This is a genomic window from Runella rosea, assembly GCF_003325355.1.
Lineage (GTDB): Bacteria > Bacteroidota > Bacteroidia > Cytophagales > Spirosomataceae > Runella > Runella rosea.
On record NZ_CP030850.1, the window covers coordinates 6066869 to 6090103 of the forward strand.

At 43.9% G+C, this 23235-nt stretch carries 16 protein-coding genes; 2 read left to right on the forward strand and 14 right to left on the reverse strand.

The genetic code is table 11. The features are described from left to right. Positions 1-3: 3 nt before the first annotated feature. The 6 genes from DR864_RS24950 to pfkA form a co-directional block, all read right to left on the reverse strand. Entirely contained in the window at positions 4-1038 is a 1035-nt protein-coding gene (locus DR864_RS24950; protein ID WP_114069511.1) for a nitrous oxide reductase accessory protein NosL, read from the reverse strand. Between the two features lie 56 nt (positions 1039-1094). Next, positions 1095-3098 (reverse strand): Sec-dependent nitrous-oxide reductase, encoded by a 2004-nt coding sequence (gene nosZ, locus DR864_RS24955; protein WP_114069512.1) that lies wholly within the window; start codon positions 3096-3098, stop codon positions 1095-1097. Between the two features lie 124 nt (positions 3099-3222). Then, positions 3223-3690, reverse strand: coding sequence for a c-type cytochrome (locus tag DR864_RS24960; protein ID WP_114070471.1), 468 nt, complete (start codon positions 3688-3690; stop codon positions 3223-3225). 212 nt (positions 3691-3902) lie between these two features. After that, positions 3903-4493 (reverse strand): Crp/Fnr family transcriptional regulator, encoded by a 591-nt coding sequence (locus DR864_RS24965; RefSeq protein ID WP_162794111.1) that lies wholly within the window; start codon positions 4491-4493, stop codon positions 3903-3905. A gap of 175 nt (positions 4494-4668) precedes the next feature. Further along, complete coding sequence (locus DR864_RS24970) at positions 4669-5043, reverse strand: hypothetical protein (protein WP_114069514.1); 375 nt, start codon at positions 5041-5043, stop codon at positions 4669-4671. A 551-nt stretch (positions 5044-5594) separates the two neighbouring features. Then, entirely contained in the window at positions 5595-6569 is a 975-nt protein-coding gene (gene pfkA / locus DR864_RS24975; RefSeq protein WP_114070472.1) for a 6-phosphofructokinase, read from the reverse strand. 999 nt (positions 6570-7568) lie between these two features. Between pfkA and DR864_RS24980 the strand changes: the two genes are divergently transcribed. Together DR864_RS24980 and DR864_RS24985 are read left to right on the forward strand one after the other, a co-directional pair. Continuing rightward, positions 7569-8696 (forward strand): hypothetical protein, encoded by a 1128-nt coding sequence (locus tag DR864_RS24980; RefSeq protein WP_162794113.1) that lies wholly within the window; start codon positions 7569-7571, stop codon positions 8694-8696. A 50-nt stretch (positions 8697-8746) separates the two neighbouring features. Continuing rightward, positions 8747-11224: a YfhO family protein gene (locus DR864_RS24985; protein WP_114069516.1), complete on the forward strand. Its 2478-nt coding sequence runs from the start codon at positions 8747-8749 to the stop codon at positions 11222-11224. Between the two features lie 37 nt (positions 11225-11261). Here the strand turns inward: DR864_RS24985 and DR864_RS24990 are convergent, their stop codons facing one another. The 8 genes from DR864_RS24990 to DR864_RS25025 form a co-directional block, all read right to left on the reverse strand. After that, entirely contained in the window at positions 11262-12926 is a 1665-nt protein-coding gene (locus tag DR864_RS24990) for a glycosyltransferase family protein (RefSeq protein WP_114069517.1), read from the reverse strand. A gap of 35 nt (positions 12927-12961) precedes the next feature. Then, complete coding sequence (locus tag DR864_RS24995; RefSeq protein WP_114069518.1) at positions 12962-14674, reverse strand: hypothetical protein; 1713 nt, start codon at positions 14672-14674, stop codon at positions 12962-12964. A 229-nt stretch (positions 14675-14903) separates the two neighbouring features. Further along, the gene (locus tag DR864_RS25000; protein WP_114069519.1) at positions 14904-16457 is read right to left on the reverse strand and encodes a DUF4394 domain-containing protein; all 1554 of its coding nucleotides are present in this window, start codon (positions 16455-16457) and stop codon (positions 14904-14906) included. A 272-nt stretch (positions 16458-16729) separates the two neighbouring features. Beyond that, positions 16730-19150 (reverse strand): exo-alpha-sialidase, encoded by a 2421-nt coding sequence (locus DR864_RS30265; protein WP_114069520.1) that lies wholly within the window; start codon positions 19148-19150, stop codon positions 16730-16732. A 196-nt stretch (positions 19151-19346) separates the two neighbouring features. Beyond that, positions 19347-20822 carry a capsule assembly Wzi family protein gene (locus DR864_RS25010; protein WP_114069521.1) on the reverse strand — a complete coding sequence of 492 codons (1476 nt, stop codon included), beginning with the start codon at positions 20820-20822 and terminating at the stop codon, positions 19347-19349. Positions 20823-20984: 162 nt separating this feature from the next. Continuing rightward, positions 20985-21881 carry a pirin family protein gene (locus DR864_RS25015; RefSeq protein ID WP_114069522.1) on the reverse strand — a complete coding sequence of 299 codons (897 nt, stop codon included), beginning with the start codon at positions 21879-21881 and terminating at the stop codon, positions 20985-20987. 15 nt (positions 21882-21896) lie between these two features. Next, positions 21897-22181: a GNAT family N-acetyltransferase gene (locus DR864_RS25020; protein ID WP_114069523.1), complete on the reverse strand. Its 285-nt coding sequence runs from the start codon at positions 22179-22181 to the stop codon at positions 21897-21899. Positions 22182-22305: 124 nt separating this feature from the next. Continuing rightward, complete coding sequence (locus tag DR864_RS25025; RefSeq protein ID WP_114069524.1) at positions 22306-23214, reverse strand: NAD(P)/FAD-dependent oxidoreductase; 909 nt, start codon at positions 23212-23214, stop codon at positions 22306-22308. Positions 23215-23235 lie beyond the last annotated feature (21 nt).

Consider the following 23235-nt stretch of genomic DNA (forward strand, 5'->3'; position numbering starts at 1 on the left):
AAATCAAAAAATGGCAACTACTTCTTTCCAAGTCAGCATTTTTGCTTGCGTAAACTCGGCCTTATTGGCGGTAGCGAAGGATTTTGGACTAAAAGCCGCCACGTCGCCCCGCATCGGACTGCGAAAATCTTTACTGCTTAGAAAAACCGCCGTTTTTACGTCAATCAATTCGCCGGGAGCGCTGTAATCATTGACCACCAAAAATGCCAGTGCTGATTCGTTCAATTTGTTGGCTTTCATGTACTTTACCATGCAGCTCAGGTCGTCAAATTTAAAGACTTTGCCCTTATCGGTGACGATTTCGGCGGCATATCGCTTGTCTACGATGGTCATTTTGCAAAATTCGCAGGCGTCTTTTCCGTAGCGAATCGGCTCGGTTGTTTGGGTGCAACTTTGTGAAATCGTGCCCAAACTGATGATTGCCCAAAGAATGGCTGATTTTATGGCCGTTTTTTTGACGAATATTTTTTCTAAAAAATAGAATTCATAAATAATTACCATAACGACTACTACACCCAGCGCCACAAACACCCATCCACCCACGTCGGGCATCGAATATGCCCCGAAATTGAGTAGTTCTTTGTAGCCGATAAGCGGTGGTTGATACGCCATGCCGGGTACTTTGATGGGAGCGTCGTCGCTGAGGTTGTGGCCGTATTCATAGCCCCATTTCCAGAAATCATACAGCGCCACAACGCCTGCCAACACGATTAATATGAAGTAACTGACCAACATTTTTCGGTTTTTCAGCAAGGCAGTTAGGATTCCAAACACGATGTAAAAGCCTACTGCATAAGGTAATAGCTTAAATTCAGGAAACATTTCTTCCTTGATATGGGCCATACCGATGTAGTGGTTGAGCCCGTTGATGATTTCTACATCACCCGATAATTTGGAAAGCCAAATTTTCATAACTAAGCCTTCGGGATATTGCGGTGCCCATAAATCAATGCGCCAAAGCGGAACGAAATAGGTCGCAATTAATGCCAACGAAGCTACCGCTATGCTGGCCCTTGAGATGTTGTGGATTGGTTTCATCGAAGTATGTTTTAATTGCGTCAGGGTCGAGAATGCCACCCTGACGCAACCATTTTTTAGCGTTTTGCTACTTTCTGTTCTGCTTCAGCCGTTGGGTTTTTGCCCGTTCCCCAAGAGAGGGGGATTTTGCTGCCAGCGGGTGATACGCGCACGTATCCCTGCATTTCTTGGTGGAGCGCCGAGCAGAAGTCGGTGCAGTAAATTGGCGTAACACCTACTCTGGAGGGTTTCCATTTGAGGGTACAAGTTTCGCCGGGCATGATGAGGATTTCGGCGTTGTTGGCCCCACGTACCGCAAATCCGTGGGGTACGTCCCAATCCTGCTCTAAGTTGGTGACGTGGAAATAAACGTCGTCACCCATTTTTACGCCTTCGATATTATCGGGTGTAAAGTGCGACCGAATGGAGGTCATGTACACGTGCACTTCGTTTCCTTTGCGCACTACTTTGGCTTCTTTTTCTCCTTTGGCTACGTATGGGTGGTTGTTTTCTTCCAATTTGAAAATCTTCCGCGAGTTTTTTTCCACCAAAGAGGCGGGGATGGCTTCGGCGTAGTGCGGCTCACCAATGGTGGGGAAGTCAAGCAATAGCTTCATTTTTTCACCTGAAATATCGTACAACTGCGCCGATTGGGTCAATTCAGGGCCCGTAGGCAGGTAGCGGTCTTTGGTGATTTTGTTGTACGCAATCACGTATTTTCCGTGTGGCTTGGAGGTCGGTCCGCCGGGGATAGATAAGTGGCCTACGGAATAGTAGGTGGGCACACGGTCGAGTACTTCGAGAGATTGAAGGTTCCATTTTACCAATTCAGACGAAACAAAGAAGGAGGTAATGGCATTTCCTTGTCCGTCAAATTCGGTGTGCAGTGGCCCTAAGCCTGGTTTTTTCACTTCTCCATGCAACACTGCTTCGTATTTCAGCACGGGAATTCCGTCAAAGCTGCCGTCAAATGTTTTTGCGGCAATCGCTTGTTGGATTTTATCAAACGAAAATACGGGAATGACGGCGGCCAATTTGCCCGAACCCACAATGTAGCTACCCGTTGGGTCGACGTCGCAGCCGTGCGGAGACTTAGGGCAAGGCATAAAGTATAGCATGTCTGGGCACTCTTTGGGGTCGAGTGTCATTACTTCGTTGATGATGGTCGATGTAGCGGAGTGCGTTTTTTCGTCGTAAACGTTGTGTGCAAATTTTGCTGCTTCTTTCTTGCCTTTGCCTTGGGCTAAATACTGCTCGGCTTTTTTCCAGTTTACGGCCAAAATAAAGTCTTTATCTTTTTGCGAAGCATTTACTTCTAGCAAAGAATTGGCTTGCTCAGTGTTGTAACACGAGAAGAAAAACCAACCGTCGGATTTGCCTTTTCCAGCGCGGGCCAAGTCAAAACTTACGCCCGGGGTTTTCAACTGAAATTTAATGGCCATGCGTCCCGTGGTCTTGTCGATGCTGACAAAGCTGATGTATCCTTTGAAGTTTTGCTTAAAACTATTGATAGATACGTCGGCATTGGCATCGGGCGGTACCGAAAAGCGGGTTCCAGCCACGGCGTATTCGGAGTTGGCAGTAATAAACGGCGAGGAGTGATTGCCGCCCGAATTGGGGATTTCGATGATTTCGTCGGTGCGGAAAGTAGAAAGGCTGACGCGGGCAATGCGCGGCGTATTGTTGCCGTTGATGAATGCCCACTTGCCGTCGTGCTCTCCGTTGGTGGTCGAGAGCGCCACGTGGTGAGAGTCATCCCAAGGTACAAATCCGTGCGAGGTATTGAGCATGGGTTTGGTTTCTTCGCTGTAACCCCAACCATTTTCGGCAAATTGGGAGAAAACAGGGATAATGCGCAATACCCGGCCCGAAGGTAACCCTACGACCGAAAGCTGTCCGTTGAATCCCCCCGATACGATATTGTAGAATTCATCGTGCTTACCTGGTGCCACGTATACTTTTTGGGCGGCGTCACCTGCGAGCTCGGCGCCGCCAGATTTGCCGGCATTGTCGGGTTTGCAGGCAAAAAAGCCTCCCGCCAGCATCGCCAAAGCGATAATGCTGATATTAATGATTTTCATTGAGTTATTTGTTTTTGATGTTTATACTTTCGGTCTGGGCGACCCCGTCTGGGCGACCCCGTCTGGGCGACCCCGTCTGACCCTATCCTGAATTACTGCAAACTGCTTACTACAAACTGCAAACTCACTTTTCTCCATCGTTTTTGCGCATAAATTCAATGATGCTGCGGGCTTCTTCGGAGGTAATGTTTTGGTTAGGCATTCGCACGAGGCATTGCTCAAGGAGTTTTTGGGCTTCGGCGTCTTCGGCGAGCATCATGTCTACGTTGGTAATCATGTTGATAATCCACTCGGGTTTACGTCTTTTGGTAACTCCTGCCCATCCTGGTCCAACAATACGGTCTTCGGTGAGTTTGTGGCACGACGAGCATTTCAGGTCATAGATGTCACTGCCTGTTTTGACCATTTTTTGGTCGAGTGGGTTGGTAAGCGTGACGGCTTTGACTTCGGTGCCGTGGGTTTCGGGCTGGTCCAGAATGGCCGTTGAGTCAACTTCGGGGGCTTCGGCGCGTTGTTCGGCTCCCTTGCCTGAGCAGCCATACCAGATCAGGGCGGTCAGGAGTAGCAGGAACTGAATGGTAGTACGTTTCATCTTTATAGTTGATTTTAGATTTGAAAACAATGGCTTTGCAGCCTTTTGGTTTTGCAAACCTACGACCCGACCTACCCCAATTCTTATGGTTTCGGTCATAAAGAATAGCAGACTTTGAGCAGTAAAAATTAGTTATAAATACTAAGTAATTATACTCAATTTATATAAAAAAAGCCCCAATTGGGGCTTCAAAAGTGACGAATATCGTTTTTTTAATGGCGCACTATCTTATGATCTAGAAGCGCTAGTTCACCTATTTCGGCTAGGCGTAATACTTTTTTAATGACAGTCTCTACTCTCAAACCTGTCATGTCGGCAATAGCTTGCCGGGTAAAGGGTACTTCATAGCAAGGGGTGGTCCGTGGGGCTTTATCCTTGAAATAATCAATGATGGTCAAAATCCTTTTTTCAGGATTTTGGGTATTCATGGCGTTGAGTAACTTGGTCTTATGAAAAAGCCTGATGGCTAGCATTTTAGTGAATTCAAAATGAACCTCGGGGTTGTCGCGTAATAACCTTAAATAATCAGTCTTTTTAAGTACCCAAATTCTACAATTTGTGATGGCTTTGGCATTGGCAGGGTAGCTAAAGCCAGCGATTAGGGGAGGTTCGCCAAAACTTTCACCGTGCGAAAATAGTCCTTGGATATAATCATTGTTTTCGCCAGCATTAAACAATTTAACACTGCCTTCCTCTACCTGAAAATAGAAATGAGCGGGCCAGCTTTCGTGAAAGACGTATTCGCCTTTTGCAAAGCGATTAAGTGCAGCACCATATTGCTGAAGTAGAGAAGATGGAATCACTGTCATAACGGTATTGAGTAGTATATTTTACGAAAAATGAGTATATATACTAAGTATCGCTATGACGAGCATCATAAATGGCTGAAAAAACAGGTTATAAAGGACAAAAAACAATCACTGACTGTGGAAACAGTCACCAAAATGATGGAACCTAAAAATTTAGGAAGGTAGAAAATTAGTTTTTCTGTAAACTTCGTGCTTTTCTGAGCAGGGCGGCTTTTCGTAAGGCTTCCTCTTTTTCGGTCACCAACGACCAGCCGAGCTTGAAAGCAATACAAATAAATACGCCTAACATAACAAACAGAAAGAGAGATACTTTTACACGTGCCTGATAGGTAGGCGATAGAAGAGCTTGCGAAATGTAAAAAAGTAAATATAGTTGGGTTAAAAACATTGCTGCCACCATGCTTATTACAGAAGTTGGCAATTCTTTCAGGATGGCATTGGCTGTTTTAACAACATGCTTCAGAGGAGGTTCGTCCAAAACTAGCTTCCCATTGATGCTAACATAAGATTTTGAAAGTTCAGAAGCCGCGTTTGATGATTTCATAGGTAAGGTAATAGAATAAGCTGGAAACAAAATGATTAGGTTTTCTATTCCTCTATTTATCCCAAAAGTAGAGAATAGCCAGCCGAGACTTCCCAAAAAACAAATTGTTTGTATGCAATAACTTAATGACTGAATAAATGTTATCACAGCCCACAAAAATAACGATATGGTATATTCAAAAGAATGATTTAAATCATTTTTTAATGTACAATTATCTATTCGAGTAAACGTGATTTTGTTGGTTATCAGTGTTCTAGTACAGAAAATTGTACAAAAAGTGATAAGCTTATTTTATAAGAAAAATGTTAAACGTAAATCATTTAGAACTGACAGAATCCCTGGATTGGCAAAAAGGAACAATATACCGATTCACACTGAATGGGCTGCTTAGAAGATATTCGGGGTATTTCGGGTAAAAAAATACGGCTTCCGCAAATAAATGAAAGGGATAAGTTTTTGGGCCAGCCCAAAAACTTATCCTGTAGGGTTATGTGTAATTGAAGCACTGCCGTTTGTTTTGTGGTTGGTCATGCTTCGATAAAATACCAAAACTAGGTACTCAGAATTTTCACCATTCGAAGCATATCTTCGTTAATGGGTTTTGGTAATCGAATCGTATCCCTGAAAGGCGTATAAACGATTTCATTGTGGATGATTCCGACCATCACGTTTTTGTGGTCGTTCATGAGGCCTTCCACGGCCCCCAAGCCCAAACGGCTTGCCAAAATCCGGTCATAAGCCGTCGGAATACCGCCCCGTTGGATGTGCCCAAGCGTGGTTACCCGAATATCAATGTCAATTTCAACCCTTGATTTGATTTTTTCGGCTACTTCGGCGGCGTTTCCTTCTTCATCACCTTCGGCGACCACGATGATGGACGAAGATTTTGAACGGTTCCAGCCCTGCTTGAGGGTTTCGACGACCTCCGAGATTGGTGTCAATACTTCGGGCACCATCACGATTTCGGCACCACCCGCAATTCCTGATTGAATGGCAATGTAGCCTGAGTCACGGCCCATTACTTCAATGAAAAAGACGCGGTCGTGTGAATCGGCGGTATCTCTAATCTTATCAATGGCTTCCAGCGCCGTGTTTACGGCGGTATCGTAGCCAATGGTGTAATCAGTACCGTAGAGATCATTGTCAATCGTTCCTGGAGCGCCTACGGTAGGAATGCCGTATTCATCGTAAAAAATGGTAGCACCCGTAAACGTTCCGTTTCCACCGATGGCAACGAGTCCTTCGATTCCGAATTTCTGTAGTTGTTCAAACGCTTTTTGACGACCTTCTTTGGTCATAAACTCTTTGCTGCGGGCCGATTTGAGAATGGTTCCGCCACGCTGAATAATATTGCTTACAGAATGAGAAGTCATCTGATAAATATCACCGGCAATCATCCCATTGTAACCGCGACGGATACCGTATACTTCTATTCCGTAGTACATAGCAGTACGGACCACAGCGCGGATACAGGCGTTCATACCGGGGGCGTCACCGCCAGAGGTAAAAACCGCAATTTTTTTAATCATAAGTTAGGCATTAAGGTGGTTTTTTATTTTGGTAGGGTGCAGTATATACCAAACTGCATTCTACTAAAAACACACAAATTTATTTTCTATTTCGATGAAAAACCGAATATTTTGAAATTTTCTTGAAAATTTAACTGAACATCAAACGAAAGACAACCCGAAAACGAGGTCAAATAGGGGTGTCTCTACCCTGGTTTTTATCCCTATGAGCGTCAAAGCTATTGTTTTAGTATCATGGGAAACTTTTGCCAATACCACTAACCCAATGCGTAAAATTACTACTTTTGCCCTAGTAACGTAAACTTTTAGGTGTGCCTTGAAGTATAGAGTAATCTATCTAGGTTGCGGCAAGTCAAAGCTGATTTTAGGGTAAAAACCACAAAAGTCGCCTATATGCGATGGCCATTTTACTGACTTTGAGTTTTTTGCTATCATCATTGGAAAGCTATATCCTTTGAAGAAATACCCAAAAGTACTGTTAGAAAACTAAATTGCTATCGACTTATAGCAATACTCCGCTAAAAATTTAAATTGGGTTTAATCCGCCCATTTGCTTTAAATGCGGGTTTTAAATTTTTGAATTTATTTTTATGCGTGTTAGGGGAAATATCCAGCCATTGAAATAAATCAACGATATAGTAAAATCTGCGTTTCGAGCGATTCTACGGATTGTTTGAAATCAAAAACTTTAGCGTACTATTATTGTAGGTTATTTAATTAAAAACAGGGACAGCATTTGGAAGCAAAGTTTAAGCTATAGAATGTATCAGAATTAGTTACAGACCTTAGCGAATTTCTGAAGAATAAAGTTTTTAATATTGGTGAAATATAGCTTTAGGTAACAACTGCAAACTATAAGAGGTATCATAAAAAAGTAATTTTGCTACCCATGGTACTAGATATTGATAAAATACTTTGTGATAATTCTCTTTATTCAAACGAGCTATTTGCTCTTTACGATATTCATAATAAAAGTACACTTACTTAATACTTAGTATGTATAACCTTATATTATCTTTTGAAAAAAGACTCATGTTTATTATCAATATGAAGCCTTATAAGCAGGGAGTGATTTTGCTGATTTGTTCTATACCTTTATTGATTTTTACTAATCCTGCTTTTCTATATCGTTTTTTTGAATGTATAAAGGCTGTATCTAATGGTTCTGAATATGTTTACTATGAAATTATAGCAAAGCAATCTGAAAATATTTTTGCCAAATTAAATAGTACTTCTTATTTAAGTCATGAATCTAATATGCAGTTTCGGCTTTTTTTGCCTTTACTCTGTAAATTTTCACCTTTCCAAAGTAAGACCCTGTTTGTGAATTTAATACAATTACCATTAGGAGTAGTATTTTTTACGCTATTATACAGCGTATTTTATAAAATTTTAAATGATAAAACCCTTACTTTTTGGATGATGGTAGGCACCATGGGTTTATATCTTGGCACAGCCTGTTATGTTGATTATTTTGGCTTTGGAGACTTTTTTGCTTACTTATTCTTGCTTATTTCTATTCGCTATCCTAATATTTTATTAAAACTCATTAGTTTATTGTTGGCTTATTATTGCGACGAAAGGGCTTTATTTGGCTCAATATTTGTCCTACTATATTTTGTTATTGTTGAAAACAATAAATTGTTCTTTTCAAGAAACAGTACAATAGTTGCTATTTCTTGGCTATTTTACTTGATTTCGAGGCTATATTTGCAAGATATTTTCCAATTAAATCACTCTTTTGCAAACGAAGTGTTACCTCAAATGGGGAAGGTTTTTTATCAAATGGCCAAGATTTGGTCTTTTAGGTTTTGGTCTGCTTTTGAAGGCTTTAATGTTCTTATTTTATTAGGGTATGTTTTTTTGCTGAAAGAAAAAAAATATTGGCATTTTTCGCTTCTAATTTTAGGGACTTTATTTTCACTGCTTTTTGCAATGATAGCTTTAGATTTAACCAGAGGAATAACTTATTATTTTGTTTGTTTACCGATTGCTATTCATGTTGTTAAAAATCATTTAAGTCTTCAAGAATTGAAAATAGTAATATTTTTACTAACATTGATTTGCCTTATTCATCCAACGCTTTCAAAGTTTACTATTTATAACAATATTTCGTTAATGTAAAATCATAACTTTTAAATAAAGACCAATAAGTACAAAGATTATTTTATAAAATGAAGAAACAAATCAACCTAAAATCGTTTTTACCATATCTGTTGGTCATTAGTGGCTTTGCTGCTCTTTCTTGGGGATACATGAGCCCTGTTTTAAAAGGTAAAGTATTAATCCAAAGCGACCCTGTTCAGGCAGCTGGTCTTTCTCATGAAGTATCTGAGTTTTATAAAAAGACGGGAGAGTTTTCTTACTGGACAAATAGTGCCTTTGGAGGAATGCCCACTTATTTTATTGCGGGGCGACTCTCCAAAGGGGCAGTAGCACCTGTCGGGATGTTTACGACTCAATTTGGGCAAGGAGGTTACATCTTTTTCTATTTATTGGGGGCTTATTTGTTGTTGTTGGCTTTAGAATGTGGCATGTTAGCAAGTTTGCTGGGAGCAATTGCCTTTGCTTTCTTTTCTTATAATATTCAAATTATTGAAGCAGGGCACATTTCAAAAGTCAATGCACTTGCGTTTTCGCCTATCATGATGGCTGGGATGGTTTGGGCGTATCGGGACAAAAGTTGGATAGGAGCCGCCGTTTTTAGTTTGGGACTTGGGTTAGACCTATGGGCCAATCACGCTCAGATTACCTTCTATTCGGGATTGTTGATGATTTTCTTAGGGATTTTTGAATTAGTTAGAGCCATTCAGCAAAAATATGTAGGTAAGTTTTTAGTTACCACTGCCCTCATTGCCTTGTTTGGAGCAATTGTAGTTGCCAATAACACGTCTACCCTTTGGACAACCTTTGAATATACCAAAGAGACCATTCGTGGTAAATCAGAATTATCTCCAAAACCAGGACAAACCAAAGTAAGCGACGGCTTAGACCGCGATTATGCCTTTGCGTGGAGTTATGGTAAATTGGAATCGCTGACGTTGCTCATCCCGAATTTCTCTGGTGGAGCATCGGGAGGTGAACTTGACGAAAAATCGGAAGTGTACAAAACCCTTGGTCGATACAATATCCCTCCCGAAACCGCCTCTCAATTTGTGCGTCAAATCTCCACATACTGGGGTGACCAGACATTTGTTGGCGGGGGTATTTACGCCGGTGCCATCATTTGTTTTTTGTTTGTCCTTGGCCTTTTCATTGCCGATAACCGCTATAAGTACCCTTTTGCGGTTGCTTTTGTGTTCTTCCTGTTTATTTCGTGGGGAAAAAACCTTGCCATTTTCAATTATACCCTGTTTGATTACGCCCCGATGTTTAACAAATTTCGGGCGGTGAGCATGGCCATGTCGTTGGTTCAGTTGTGTATGGCGGTTATTGCAGCTTTAGGGGTTAAAAGCTTGTTGGCAAATAAGCCCAATTGGTCGGAGTTGAAGCGTCCTTTTTACATAAGTTTAGGATTGACGGGAGGGGTGGCGCTCTTGTTTGCGCTGGTACCCGGCTTGTTTGATTTTAGAAGCGAAAACGACCCGCGTTTTGTAGAAAACCTCACGCAGCAGTTTGGCAATAACCGGGCCGCTGCCAATGAAATCTATACTGCCTTATTGTCCGATCGTAGTGATATGTTGAGAGCTGATGCCTTCCGGAGCCTCATTTTTATTCTCCTTGGTGCGGGGCTGGTGTGGGCTTATGCCAACCAAATGCTCAAAAATGTGACTGCCGTGGCAGGGCTATTGGCAGGCTTAGTTTTGATAGATATGTGGGCCGTTGACCGTCGTTATTTGAATAACGATAGCTTCCAACAAAAATATTATTCGTACGATGACCTGTTTCAGCCTAGCCCTGCCAACCTTCAAATCATGCAGGATACGGACCCGAACTACCGTGTCATTGACTTGACAACGAGCCCGTTTCAGGACGCCAAACCCTCGTATTTTCATAAATCACTGGGTGGTTATCATGGTGCTACGCTGCGCCGGTACCGCGAGGTGGTAGATGCGCAAATGTCTAAGAACAACATGGCGGTGTACAACATGCTCAATACCCGCTATTTTATTGTGCCAGCTCAGGATGGGCAACCTACCGTACAGCGTAATCCCGAGGCTTTAGGGAATGCGTGGTTTGTGAAAGAAGTAAAGCAGGTAAACAATGCCGATGAAGAATTAAAGGCATTGGATTCCTTTAATCCTCGTCTAACGGCATTTGTCGATAAGCGCTTTGCGGACCAGTTAAAAACCGTGAGTCTGCAGGCCGATACCTCGGCGACCATTCGACTGACGGAGTATAAGCCCAATCATTTGACCTACGCTTCTGACTCCAAAGTGGCGCAGGTGGCGGTTTTTTCCGAAATTTACTACCGGGGAGGAATTGATTGGAAAGCCTACGTGGACGGTCAAGAAACGCCGCACTTTCGGGCCAATTATATTCTTCGGGCCATGACCGTCCCTTCAGGTAAGCACAAAATTGAGTTCAAATTTGATCCCCCTGCTGTCAAAACTGGACAACAGATTGACCGCTTTGCGGCGGTCGCCTGGATTTTGCTATTGGCGGGGGCTGTTTTTATGGAATACCGTCGTAAGCCTACCGAAGATTTGTAAGAGGTAGATATAGATGTTCAATTTGAAGGGAATCTGGTTATTGAATCAGGTTCCCTTTTTGGTTTCGGACATAAATACGCACGTTTTCCAGTTCTTCTTTGAGCGTGTAGTTATCGGCAATATACTTCGCCAATGTCGGAAAACAGTCGTGGCCGTATTTGGAGCGGTCATTGATCCAAATGGCTTTTTCGCTCACGGCATCCACAAATATTGGTGGATGGGTTCGCTTCAAATCTTTGAGGTATCGTTCCAGGTAAATAGGTTGCAGAGGCTGACTTATGGCGCTTCGGGTGGTGTGGTTTTCGTTGACCCCCTGCGGCATTTGGGTATCCACAAAGTAGTTGCATGACCATCCCCATACGGCTAGATAATCTCCTTTTTTTCCGTATTTAAGAATGGAGGCGACTATTTTGGAATCGCTAATATCTTGATTTCGGCCATAAAAAGGATATTCATTGGTTGTTCTGTCGTGAGCTATGTTTTGCAGTAAAAGGTATAAAAAACCTAATTGAGCCGAGAGAATGAGCCACCGGCTCCAGGTGGGTATATGTTTTAAGAACAAACTCATCAGCAACAGAAAAGGGAGAAATAAAAAATGATAATAATGAGGATAAAAACTCCCAGTCCGCGTAACTGCTATATCGGTCATGGCTAGATAGGCAACCAGCATGAGCCAGAAATAAGAGTCCATTTTGGAAAAATAACTAATTTTCTTGCGGTAAACACTTACGTAAGCAAAAATTAAAAAGAGTAGACACAAGGGTAAAAAGACCCATTCAAAGTTGCTGCTTCCTCGGGCAATGACGTAGGGAAGCCGAAAAAAATTGACCAAATGACTGCGACGCGTAGCAGAAGCTAAGTTATCTTTGTATTGAAAATTGGCTTTGATATAGAAGGTAACAAAGTCGTCAAATACGTCATTTGCCCATAGAAAAAGACTCCAGCTTGCCCACACTACCAGAATACTTCCTATCATAAGTGAGCTATACCGGAAAAACTTCGACTTCTGAAACAGGAAAATTTGAATACAAGCAAATACCCCTACTGCAAAAGCCATTGGGACAGCTTGGATTTTGCAAAGGGGCAAGAGTCCCATTAATAGACCAAAGCTGATGAGTTCTATGTTTGTGAAGTTTTTGTGATAGGACCAACGGGTTAAAAACCAAACACTTATGCTAAGAACTAAAATAGAAAGGGCTTCGCTATAAAAGTGAACAAAATCGGTTGTTTGGCTAAAACTTATTAAGGCAATGAAGGGAAGCATCGCCAACTGTACCGTAGACCCCAGTTGTAGCCGTTGGGCAGCTTTATATACCATGAACAATGCCGCTAAGGTAAGCAGCCAACCCAAAATATGGGCAAATTGGAAATCAAGCGGAAATAAATGCGCAAAAATTGCTAAAAAATAACTCGTAAGCGGTCCGCCCGTAGTAGGGTCTACTGATTGATAAATGACGGGGTCAACGGCGAGGGTGATGCCCTGCGCTAGCACTTGCGCCTCGTCGACGTCAATTTGGTAATTGAACAAAAAGACGGGCAGGCGCATGGTGCCCGTAATGGCGAAAATGAGGGTAAAAAAAAGCCAATCTGCGAGGGGTTTTTGCCGAAGTATAAGCCAAATACTGAAAACGCCTAAAAGTACATGGCCAAAAATCCAAAAATAGTGAGGGCAATCGTCAAATTGGAGCCGCGAAAAAAACATAATGCGTAAATATTTATAAATATATAGGGTTTGAATTATTTTGTAATATTTTGATTAACAGGCTGAAAATCAGTATTGTTTTTGTCAGGTTTTAACTTGGTTTTTATTTTCACATAGACCCTCACTCCCTTGATAGTTGCTTTGAGGCTGTAATTGTCAGATATATACTGGGCAAGTTTAGGGTAATTTTCATGGGCGTACCGGGCAGTGTCATCCATCCAGAGGGTCTCGGAGGTAATGGCATCTACAAAAATGGCCGGTCTGGTGCGTATCATATCGCGAATATAGCGCTGAAAGTATATTTTTTGAAGCGAATGTTCCATCGCACTTCTTACACTGTGATTTTCATTGACTCCCTGTGGCATTTGGGTTTCGACGTAGTACTGACAATCCCAGCCCCAAACTACAAGGTATTCACCGGGCTGAGCATATTGAAGAATGGCACGGCTAACGGGGCTTAATTCTTTTATTTCGGAAATAAAGGTTGGGTATTTATTTATACCTTTTTGGGTGACGGTCCCAATGAGGAAATACGAAAAATAGACTCCCTGTGTCAGTAAAATCAACCCGCTCCATCGAGCGGGAAGATAAGCCAAAAAAAGGCCCGTCAGGAGGCAGCAGGGCAAAATGAAATAAGTAAAATGATGCGGATAAAAACTGCCCGTTCGGATAACAGTGATAATGACCATACCCACATAAACCATAATGATGACCCAGAAATAGTGTTTGATTATCAGGGTTTTCCAAGGTCTTTTTTGGGTGAAAAGAAAATATATAAAAAACAATCCTAAGAAGAGTAGAGGCAAAAAGAAATATTCGAACCCCTTACCGTGGGTGTACATGATGAGGGGAAACGTAAGCAACAGCGTAAGCGGAGACTTGGGAGAATTGGCCACGAAATTTTTCTTCAGTAACACGTTGGCCTTGATATAGTAAAAATAAAAATCTTCCAGCACCCCGTAGCTCCATAGGTGCACCAACCACACCCCCCATACACCGAGCACGCTCAGCGTCAGTACGGATGCGTAAATAAAAAATTGTTGCTTATGAAGAACATAAATAGAGACAAGACTGCCTACACCAAGTACAAACGCCAACGGAAGGGCCTGGATTTTACATAATACAATCAGCGCGGTAGATATGCCAAAAACAATAAGCTCAAATAAACGTATCTTTTTTTGTTGCTGCCAACAACTCATTAAATACACATTCAGGCTCAAAAAAACGATGGCTAGGCTTTCGCTGTAATAATGCAAATAATCTTCATCCTGCACAAAACCAACAAAAGCCACCGCGGGCAATATGGCCAATTGGGCGTAGAGGCTTAATTGTAGTCTTTTGAGGGATTGATAAATCAACATCAGGGAGGCAAACGTAAGCGCCCAGCTAAGCACATGGGCCAAATGAAAATCAAGTTTGAATCCCAGTAAATAGAAAAAGGTGAGTAAAAAGCTGTTGCAAGGTCCGCTGGTGGTAGGGTCAACGGAGCGGTAAAGAATGGGGTCGTATGCCAACGTCAGGCCTTGGGCCAAGAGTTGGCTTTCGTCGGGATTGAGTGGTAAATTATATAAAAAGACAGGAAGTCGCATCAGTCCCGTGATGGCACCGATAATAAGTAAGAAAACCCAATCAGGGAGTGGTTGTTGGCGGCGAATCACCCAAAAACTTACGGCCCCCAGTGCCAAATGGTTTAGCAGCCACCACGTGGTAGGAGAGGTATCAAAATAAATCCAATTCGTTGGTGGCATAAACAAAGAGACTGTAGCGAAAGAAAATAGTGCAGATTCAACAATTAACCACAAAAATAAGAATTTATTACAGGTTGTAATGCTCCATTTTGGCTGAGTAAGCCCAATTAAAAAAGGGCAGACGTAAAGCCTGCCCCTATCAAATGAAATTCTAAATTGTAGGTGTTGTTTTCCCAAAACGGCTGTTTTGCTAGAAACTGGACGCAAAATAAGCCACTTCAGTAGAGGATTAAAAACCTAATCCTACCGCCATGGCGCGCACAGTTGGGTTGCCTTGTAGGGTAGAACCCAGGGTTGCAGCTCCCGTGGCTAAGTTAATGGTATAAACCCCCGTTGTTCCTCCCGAACGAAGTAGGGCATACGCCGTGTTGCTGGCGCCGCCGATGTCAAAACCATTGACACTTTCTACTTGTATGCCCAATGAGCCTACCAAGTTTAAGGTTCCGTTATTAGGTGGATTTTGGGTATAAAGCATGGCATTACCTCCCGTAGGCGTATCAATGTCATACAAGGTTGTGGTCATGGTCCCTGCAAAGTTATTGGTATAAGCGGCGGCGCTGACGTTGGCCGACATGATGCTCAATTCCGTGTCTACGTTATTGATGGCTCCCGTTACTGGACTTACGCGCAAATTTTGCCGTGTATTGCTCACCACCCGAATCAAGTCAGGTACGGGATTAAAATCAAATCCAAAACTTGTACCTGATAAAGCAGGCGTGAAAGGCCCAGCCCCTAAAGCCGTAGCGGTATAAGTGGCTGTGTTGGCGGCATTGACCGTAAGTGTATAAATTCGGCTCGTGCTGCCCAACGCGTACAATTGACCGTTGGAAGGACGAAAATCAATGCCAAGGATGCTCTCACCCATTTGCAGACCCATAATAGTTTTGGTCGTTGGAGTGATGGGCGAAGCAGCGACTGGATTGAAAATGAGTAGGTTGTTGGCGTCGTCAATGGCATAGGCAACAGGCTCCGTTGGAATGGCGATGCCAATGATGTTGGCAGGAAGATCGCCCAATTTTTGGAGGCGGCCTGTTGAGAGATTTACCTGATTCAGTTCTGATTGTCCAAAGACGGTTACGGCGGCGATGGCGTCTCCGTTGGGAGAAATATCAAATCCTGAGGTTCCCGTGATGTCCAGACCAAGTGCGCCAACTTCTTCCAGGGTTCCATTGTTAGGTGGATTTTGTCGGTAAAGACGGTCATTGACGGGGTCAATGTTAAATAACGTCGTGCTGGTAACGCCCGCTCTGTTGTTGGTGTATGCTCCTCCAGTGACCATCGCGCCAGGTGCTCCGTTAATAGCGCCATCCATGGCGGCAACGGCCCCTGTTTCGGGGTGTAGGCGTAAATTTTGGCCTGTATTGGTTACCAAGCGAATACGGTCCACGGTTGGATTAAAATCAAAAGCAATCATGGTACCATTTAGCGTGGGATTCAAAGGATTCATCCCCACCATACGAGCTGCGCCAGAGGTAGGATTAATGACATATAAACGGCTGTCGCTACCCACGCCATACAATTGGCCTGTTGCGGGGCGGAAATCAATAGCGCGTATTGTCTCTCCCGTTGGCAATCCTGAAATGGTCACCGTTGAGGTGGGTGTGCTCGTGGCCCGTACATTGATAAACATCAATTGGTTGTTGTCGTTGAGTGCATAAAACGAAACGTCCGGCAATGTCTGAGGCGATGGCGGCAAGCGGTGATCAGTACAAGAGTTGAGCGTAAGCAGCGAAGTAATGGCTGCAACGGCAAACAAACGTAGATGTTTTTTGACGTGGAACATGATACAAGATTGTTAAATAGTGTTAGTAAGATACCTATTGGACAACCGTATCTACGTAGAAAATTTGCCCCCGGATTTTAAGCATTGGCCTCGCTCAATGGCACAAACGGGGGAATGTATGATGAATAGTTGAAGGGAATAAAAGGTTAAAAGAACCTTTTGTTTGAGAAATAGCCTGATAAAGGTAAGGCAGAGAAGAAGAAAAGTTGTTTGTTTCTATGGCTGTTACGATTTGTTTTTTTTATCGTAACAGCCATAAAAAACAGATTTTGTTAGTAAACTTCAACCGCAGAAAGCACTGGAGAGGCTTTTGAAGCGGTAATATTCACCCGGATTTTACTAGTTTGTAGGGGAGTTAACTTTAAAATACGCTTATAGCCAATGGTAGTGGCTTGGGCAACTTTCTGCCACGAACCGTTTTGCCATGCTTCTATTTCAAACGATTTAACGCGTTGACCCAAGGCGATGTACTCTTTTAAAGTAATGTATTTTACCGTTTGAGTTTTGCCCAAATCAATCTCTACACTGCCCGTAGTGACATCGTCGTTGGTAGTCCAGTAGGTATCTTTGTTACTATCGGTGAGGTTGGCAGAGGCATAATAAACGGCATTGCCCCGGAAAGAGCTTGCTTTGGTTTTGGCATTGGCTGCCAGATTGGTTTTGAATTCACGGTCAATCATGGCGCGCCAGCCTTGCAGGGCTTTGACATCGTTTTCGTGAATCACTCCCCGGCGGTCGGGTGGCACATTCAGGAGCAGCGTTGATCCGCGTCCTACTGATGTTAGGTAAATGTCAAATAGGTTTTCAGGAGTGCGCACTTTTGAATCTTCCTTGGCGTGATAAAACCAACCCGGACGAATCGACACATCGACCTCGGCAGGTATCCACTGGGTGCCATCTTCTGAGCCAGTGTTCAACAGTTTTTCAATGCCGCCTTTGCCCGCAAAGAGCGTATCGGGCGTAATGCTATTCCAGTTGGTCTCTCCTGCCACACCGCGCTCGTTTCCTACCCAGCGTACGCCTGGGCCAGCATCGCTGAAGAAGATGACATTGGGCTCCATTTGGCGCACCAGATCAAGCGTTTTTGGCCAGTCATAGTACGTTGAGCCTTTGATTTGGCGTTTTTCGCGGGCACCGCCGTAGTAACCGTCGCCGCCGTTAGCTCCGTCAAACCACATTTCAAAGGCAGGACCATAATTGGTAAATAGCTCTTTGAGCTGATTGCGGTAATATTCTACGTAGCCTGGTTTGCCGTATTCGGGGTGGTTACGGTCCCAAGGGGACAAATAGATGCCGAATTTGAGGCCATGTTTTTTGCAGGCATCGGCCACTTCCCGAACGATGTCGCCTTTGCCGTTTTTATACGGACTGTTTTTGATGGAATGTTCGGTGTATTGACTAGGAAACAGACAGAAACCATCGTGGTGTTTGACCGTCAGGATAGCGCCTTTAAAGCCAGCGTCTTTGAGGGTTTTTATCCATTGGTCCACATCCGTTTGGGTTGGGTTAAAAATAGAAGGTTTTTCGTCGCCGTAGCCCCATTCCAAATCCGTGAACGTGTTGGTAGTGAAGTGAATAAATGCATTTTGCTCCATTTCGTGCCAGCCCATTTGGGCTTTTGAAGGAGTGGGTCCGACGGGTTTTGGTGGCAACACATCGGGTACTTTCAAAACCACGTGTTTTACTTTTTTGCGCTCATGGGTGTACGTAATATGCACCAACCCGTCGGTGGTTTGAATCACGGCCGGGTAGCTGAATTCACCTTTGCCTTCGTCTTCCAATGAATATATATCCTGCCAGTTGATGCCGTCTTTGGAGGCCGCTACGCGCAGCTTATTGCGCCCTTTTGCCCAGTCAATTCCGCGAATGAGGGGGTTATAAATCAAAATTTGTGTACCGTTTTTGAGGGTTACGGCATCGGTGCCTGAGTTTGGATTTGGCAGGCTAGTGGCACTGACTGGACTCCAGGTTTTACCGCCGTCGGTCGACCATGTTTCTACTACCACATTTTGACGACTGCGACAAAGCATTTGCATTCTACCATCTGGATAGGTCAAAATGCTGGGCTGAATGGCGCCAAAATTACCGTTGTCGATGTTGATTTTTTGCCAGTTATTGCCGTTTTTGTCTGTTTTTTCCAAATGCACATGCCAAACATTTCCCGTCACGCTTTCGGTACTGGTCGGGTGCAAAATGTCCCCGTTGGAGAGTTGAATGGGTTTGTTTTTTATCGGGCCCAACATGCCATCGGGCAGTTTTTCAGGGTCCGACCATGTTTTGCCGTTGTTGGTAGAATAGCGCACCATTCCCCACCATTCGCGCGGATTAGGCCCTATTTTGTAGTAAAGCATCAGCTTTCCTTCCTTGGTTTTGAACAAAACGGGGTTCCAGCAAGGATACCGCTTATTGGCGTCGATGATGCCGTCGGCCATTTGTTTGGGTTGACTCCATTTCCCTTTTTGATATTCTGACAACCAGATGGTTACGTCGGGTTTTCCTTCGGCCGTACCGCCAAACCAAGTTGCCATCAAATGTTGATCGCCCAGTTGTACAATGCTAGAGGCATGGCAGGAGGGAACGGGAGGATTGTCAAAAATAAATTCCTCTTTGACCAACACAACAGCGGGCGTCTGTGCCCAGAGTACTGTGCCTGCAAAAGTGAATACAAGTAAAAAGAATGATTTTAGATTCATAGTGTGAGGGTTGGGATTTGTTAGAATCGGGATAAAATGATATACAACAAAAGTAAAAATAAAAAATATTAATAATTTAAAGCAATGAAATAAAAAAAATTAAAAATAAGGTACACAATGCATAAAGTACGTTGGGAAAACGTATTCGTGAAAATGAAAGAAGATTTTTGGGGCTATATACCGCTTGAATTAAAGATTACCACTGTTTTTTTACGCTGATGAATCCCCCGAAAGCGTCAGGAAATAGGGTGCCGTGGTCAAGTGCGGCAGAAGCACTGAAAGTGAACCCAGTGATTTTGGGTAGGATGATTTGGGCAGCAAGTGAATGTGAAAACTGTTGTAAGGCAGGGGCATAAAAATAGGAAAAGGAGCCAAAATTGCGGCTGAACGAACTGCGGGTGGTGATATTGAGTCGATGGCCAAACTGCCAAACGCTCCCCAAATACCAGACTTTCACCTGATTATTTGGGAAAAAGAAACCTTTAAACTTCTCCTGAACTTCTGGTTTTAAAGTAGTTAGGGGAGCAATAAACGGACTGCCAAGCGTTTGATTCTGATACGACCAACCTTCTTTGTACTGTCCGTGGTTAAAATAATTGTCGGTGCCTTGGTACTGAGCGGTTGGGTCAAAAACGGCTCCACTTTGGTTTAAGGTCGATAGGTGTTCAATGGTTAGTTTGGTGATTGATAATGACTTATTGGGTTTTTTATTGCGGCGAGAAATGCTCAGGCCCGTTAGCCCATCGGGGAAATTTTGAAACGCCAAGCCCGATGCATCTTCGTAGAGATGTTGATGATACAGCAAAATAGTATGCGTAGTTCTGCGCCATTCTAGGGCAAAATCATAGCTTCCCAAGTGATTGCCAATGCGATTGCTGCCGTCGAAAATGGTGTAACGGTCGTTGATGAGGTCGTCGGGATAGCGGCCCGTGATGAGCGAAATATAATCCCGAAACGTAGAGGGCAACTGCCCGTTTTGCGCCAATAACGTCCCCTTTAGATAGTCTGCTTTCCCACCCCATTGGACTTGGTGGTTGAGCCCTGCATAAAACCGAGCCGACCAATGAGGTTTGCCAAAACGAGCGTAAAAGGTTTTTTGATGGAGATAAACCCCCTGAATGTAGGGTGCCGTAAACCACCCGTGGGTGTAGCTTGCTTTAAAGGCCAGAATATTTTTCAGGAATTTGAGTGGAATATAGTCAACGGTTTGTAGTTGAATTTTGGGAAACGTCATTGCATTGCCCGACCACGCCACAAAACCTGATGTCAGGGTACTGTCACCGAGTCCAACAATTTCTCGGCGGTTGCCAGCGAAGAGTTCAAACTTGCCCCATTTTGCTTTTATGAACAGGTCAGGCGCCAAAATTTTATATTGATTTTCCGTGAAATTGGCCACTCCCAAAACGCCGAATCCCCAGTCAAACGTTGATTTTCGGGTAGAATCGACACGGTATTCGCGGCTGCTACCCACCCGAGCGGTTCCAAAATTGCTTTCTAACGGAACGACACCGTATTGATTGGTTCGTAACCAGAAGGGTGTTTGGGAAGATGTAGCTGCGCCGCCCCCAATTTCAACGTAATAATGGTAAGGACTCACCGATTTAATAGACTGGGCCCAAGCCGATTGGGAAAAAAGACCAACGGTCGCTGCCAATAAGTAGCGGAGCTTCATACGGTTGAACAAGAGGGTTGGAACTACAAATACATACGTGGAAATGGGTGTTTTGGACGTTGGTATCGAATAATTTATTGGTAACTGAAATGATAAACCGCGCGGGCGGCCCCGCGCGAAACCGCAAAATGTAAAAGGAGCGTTCTCTTGCCTCTGAAACCCTTAGCTTTTCATCCTGACATTTGGAATTTCGGGCGGTAGCGGCACCAAATCGGTTTCGCCCTCTATGCGGGGAAAACGGTCTTCTTTCCAATCCTGTTTGGCTTGTTCGATGATTGCCTGACTGGTGGCTACAAAATTCCAATAAATGAAACGTTCTTCGGGAAAAGGCTCTCCACCGAAGAGATAAATTGTGGTGTTGGCATGAATGGTAAATTGACAGAGTTGGCTGTTTTGAGCGACCAAAATGCGTTTGGGTTCGTAGATATTGCCTTCACTTTCAATGCTCCCTTCCAAAATATAAAGGCCCACTTCGCCAAATAAGTCATCGCCGATGCTGATGGTTTGGGTGGTAGGACTTTTAATTTCCAAAAGAAATAATTTGCTGTAAACGGGTACGGGCGACTTATGGCCAAATGCCTCACCTGCAATGAGTTTGTACGAAACCCCGTCGGTTTCCCACGATGGAATCTCGTCGGCTTCGGCGTGGTAAAAAGCGGGTGTCATATCTTCGAGTTCTTTGGGTAACGCCACCCAAATCTGAAGCCCATGAAGTCTTTTGTCGGAGTGTCTAAGGTACTCAGGCGTTCGTTCTGAATGCACGATGCCCTTGCCCGCGGTCATCCAATTGACCTGATTCGGGAACATCTCGACGGCCGTACCCAACGTATCGCGGTGCATAATGCTCCCTTCAAACAGATACGTGAGGGTCGAAAGACCAATGTGTGGGTGCGGACCTACGTCAATATTTTGGTGCTCTTTGAGGAGAGCCGGCCCCATGTGGTCAATGAAAATGAAGGGGCCAACCATGCGCTTTCCGCGAAAAGGAAGTAATCGGCCCACTAAAAAGTTCCCGATGTTGGCGGGGCGCTCCTCGATGATAATATTGATGTTTGACATGGTCGTTGGGTGAATTTACGCAAGCACGTCCTGCCATTCAGGGGTTTTCTTAAACGTCGCATTGGCAAAAGGGCACAATGGCATCACTTTAATGCCATTTTTTCGTACATATTCTACAAGCTCGGCCTGCAATTTTTTGCCGATGCTTTGGCCCTTGAGCGAAGGGTCAACTTCAGTGTGGTCAATGATGATTTTGTGCTCGCCGGCCAGTATATACGTCATGGCCGCCAGTGATTTACCTTCAAGTTCGTAAAAAAATGAGCCGCCTTTTTCGGTTTGATTGTGCTTGATTTGTCCCATGAACTGTTTATTTGAATTTTTTATTAATGCGAATATAGGTTACTCAAACCGAATATACGGCATTCTTTTTGCCCGAAAATACCCCAAGTTGTTCGTTAGAAATAGTTTTGGGATGTTAATTTCGCTAAAAACTTTTCTGAATCAGCTCTTTATTGATAGACGCACCTGCTTTTGTACCCGCTGCTGTTGCCTCCGACACGGCTCTCATCGGAGAGGTATTATCTCCTGCGGCATACACCCCCGCCACGGTAGTTTGATTAAAATGGTCAATTTTGAGATAGCCGTTTTCGGTGAGTTCGCAGCCCAATTCTTGGGGAATAGCACAATGTTGCTGGAAGGGCACCCGCGCAAAAATCGCAGAAACTTCTAGTTTTGAGCCGTTTTTAAAAATGACCTGCTCCAGTTTACCATCTGTATGTTCTAAGTGGTCAAGTTCATCCTCAATGATTGATATATGATGCTGTTGGAGTCTTTTGGTTTGTTCTGCATTCAGCGTTGACGGGCCGTTGGTAAACAATGTCAGGTGCGGTGTCCATTGGCTGATTAATTTAGCAAATTCAAATCCCACTTCTCCGTTGCCAAGGATGCCCAAGGCATTGCCGTGTACTTCGTATCCGTGGCAATAGGGGCAATGGATGACCGAAATTCCCCAACAATCGGCAAAACCGGGCAAATCGGGCACTAAATCACGAATGCCCGTGGTAAACAATAGCTTCTTGGCCGTAAATTCTACATTTGCTTCGGTTTTAATCCTGAATAAATTCTTCTCTTTTTGGGCGCTTTGTACAGTATCGGCCACAAACTGAATGGTGGGATAAACCAGTACTTGAGCTTTGGCTTTTTGTGCAATGGAGGCGGGTGGTTCCCCATCCTGCGTGATAAAATTATGCGAATGAGGAGCGGTTCGGTTGCAGGGTTTGCCGCTGTCAATAATCAATACTGAGCGCAACGAACGCCCCAAGGCCATACTGGCAGAAAGACCCGCGTAACTGCCGCCAATGACGATAACGTCGAAATGATTAGTCTCAATCATGTAGTTAACGTTTTAATGATG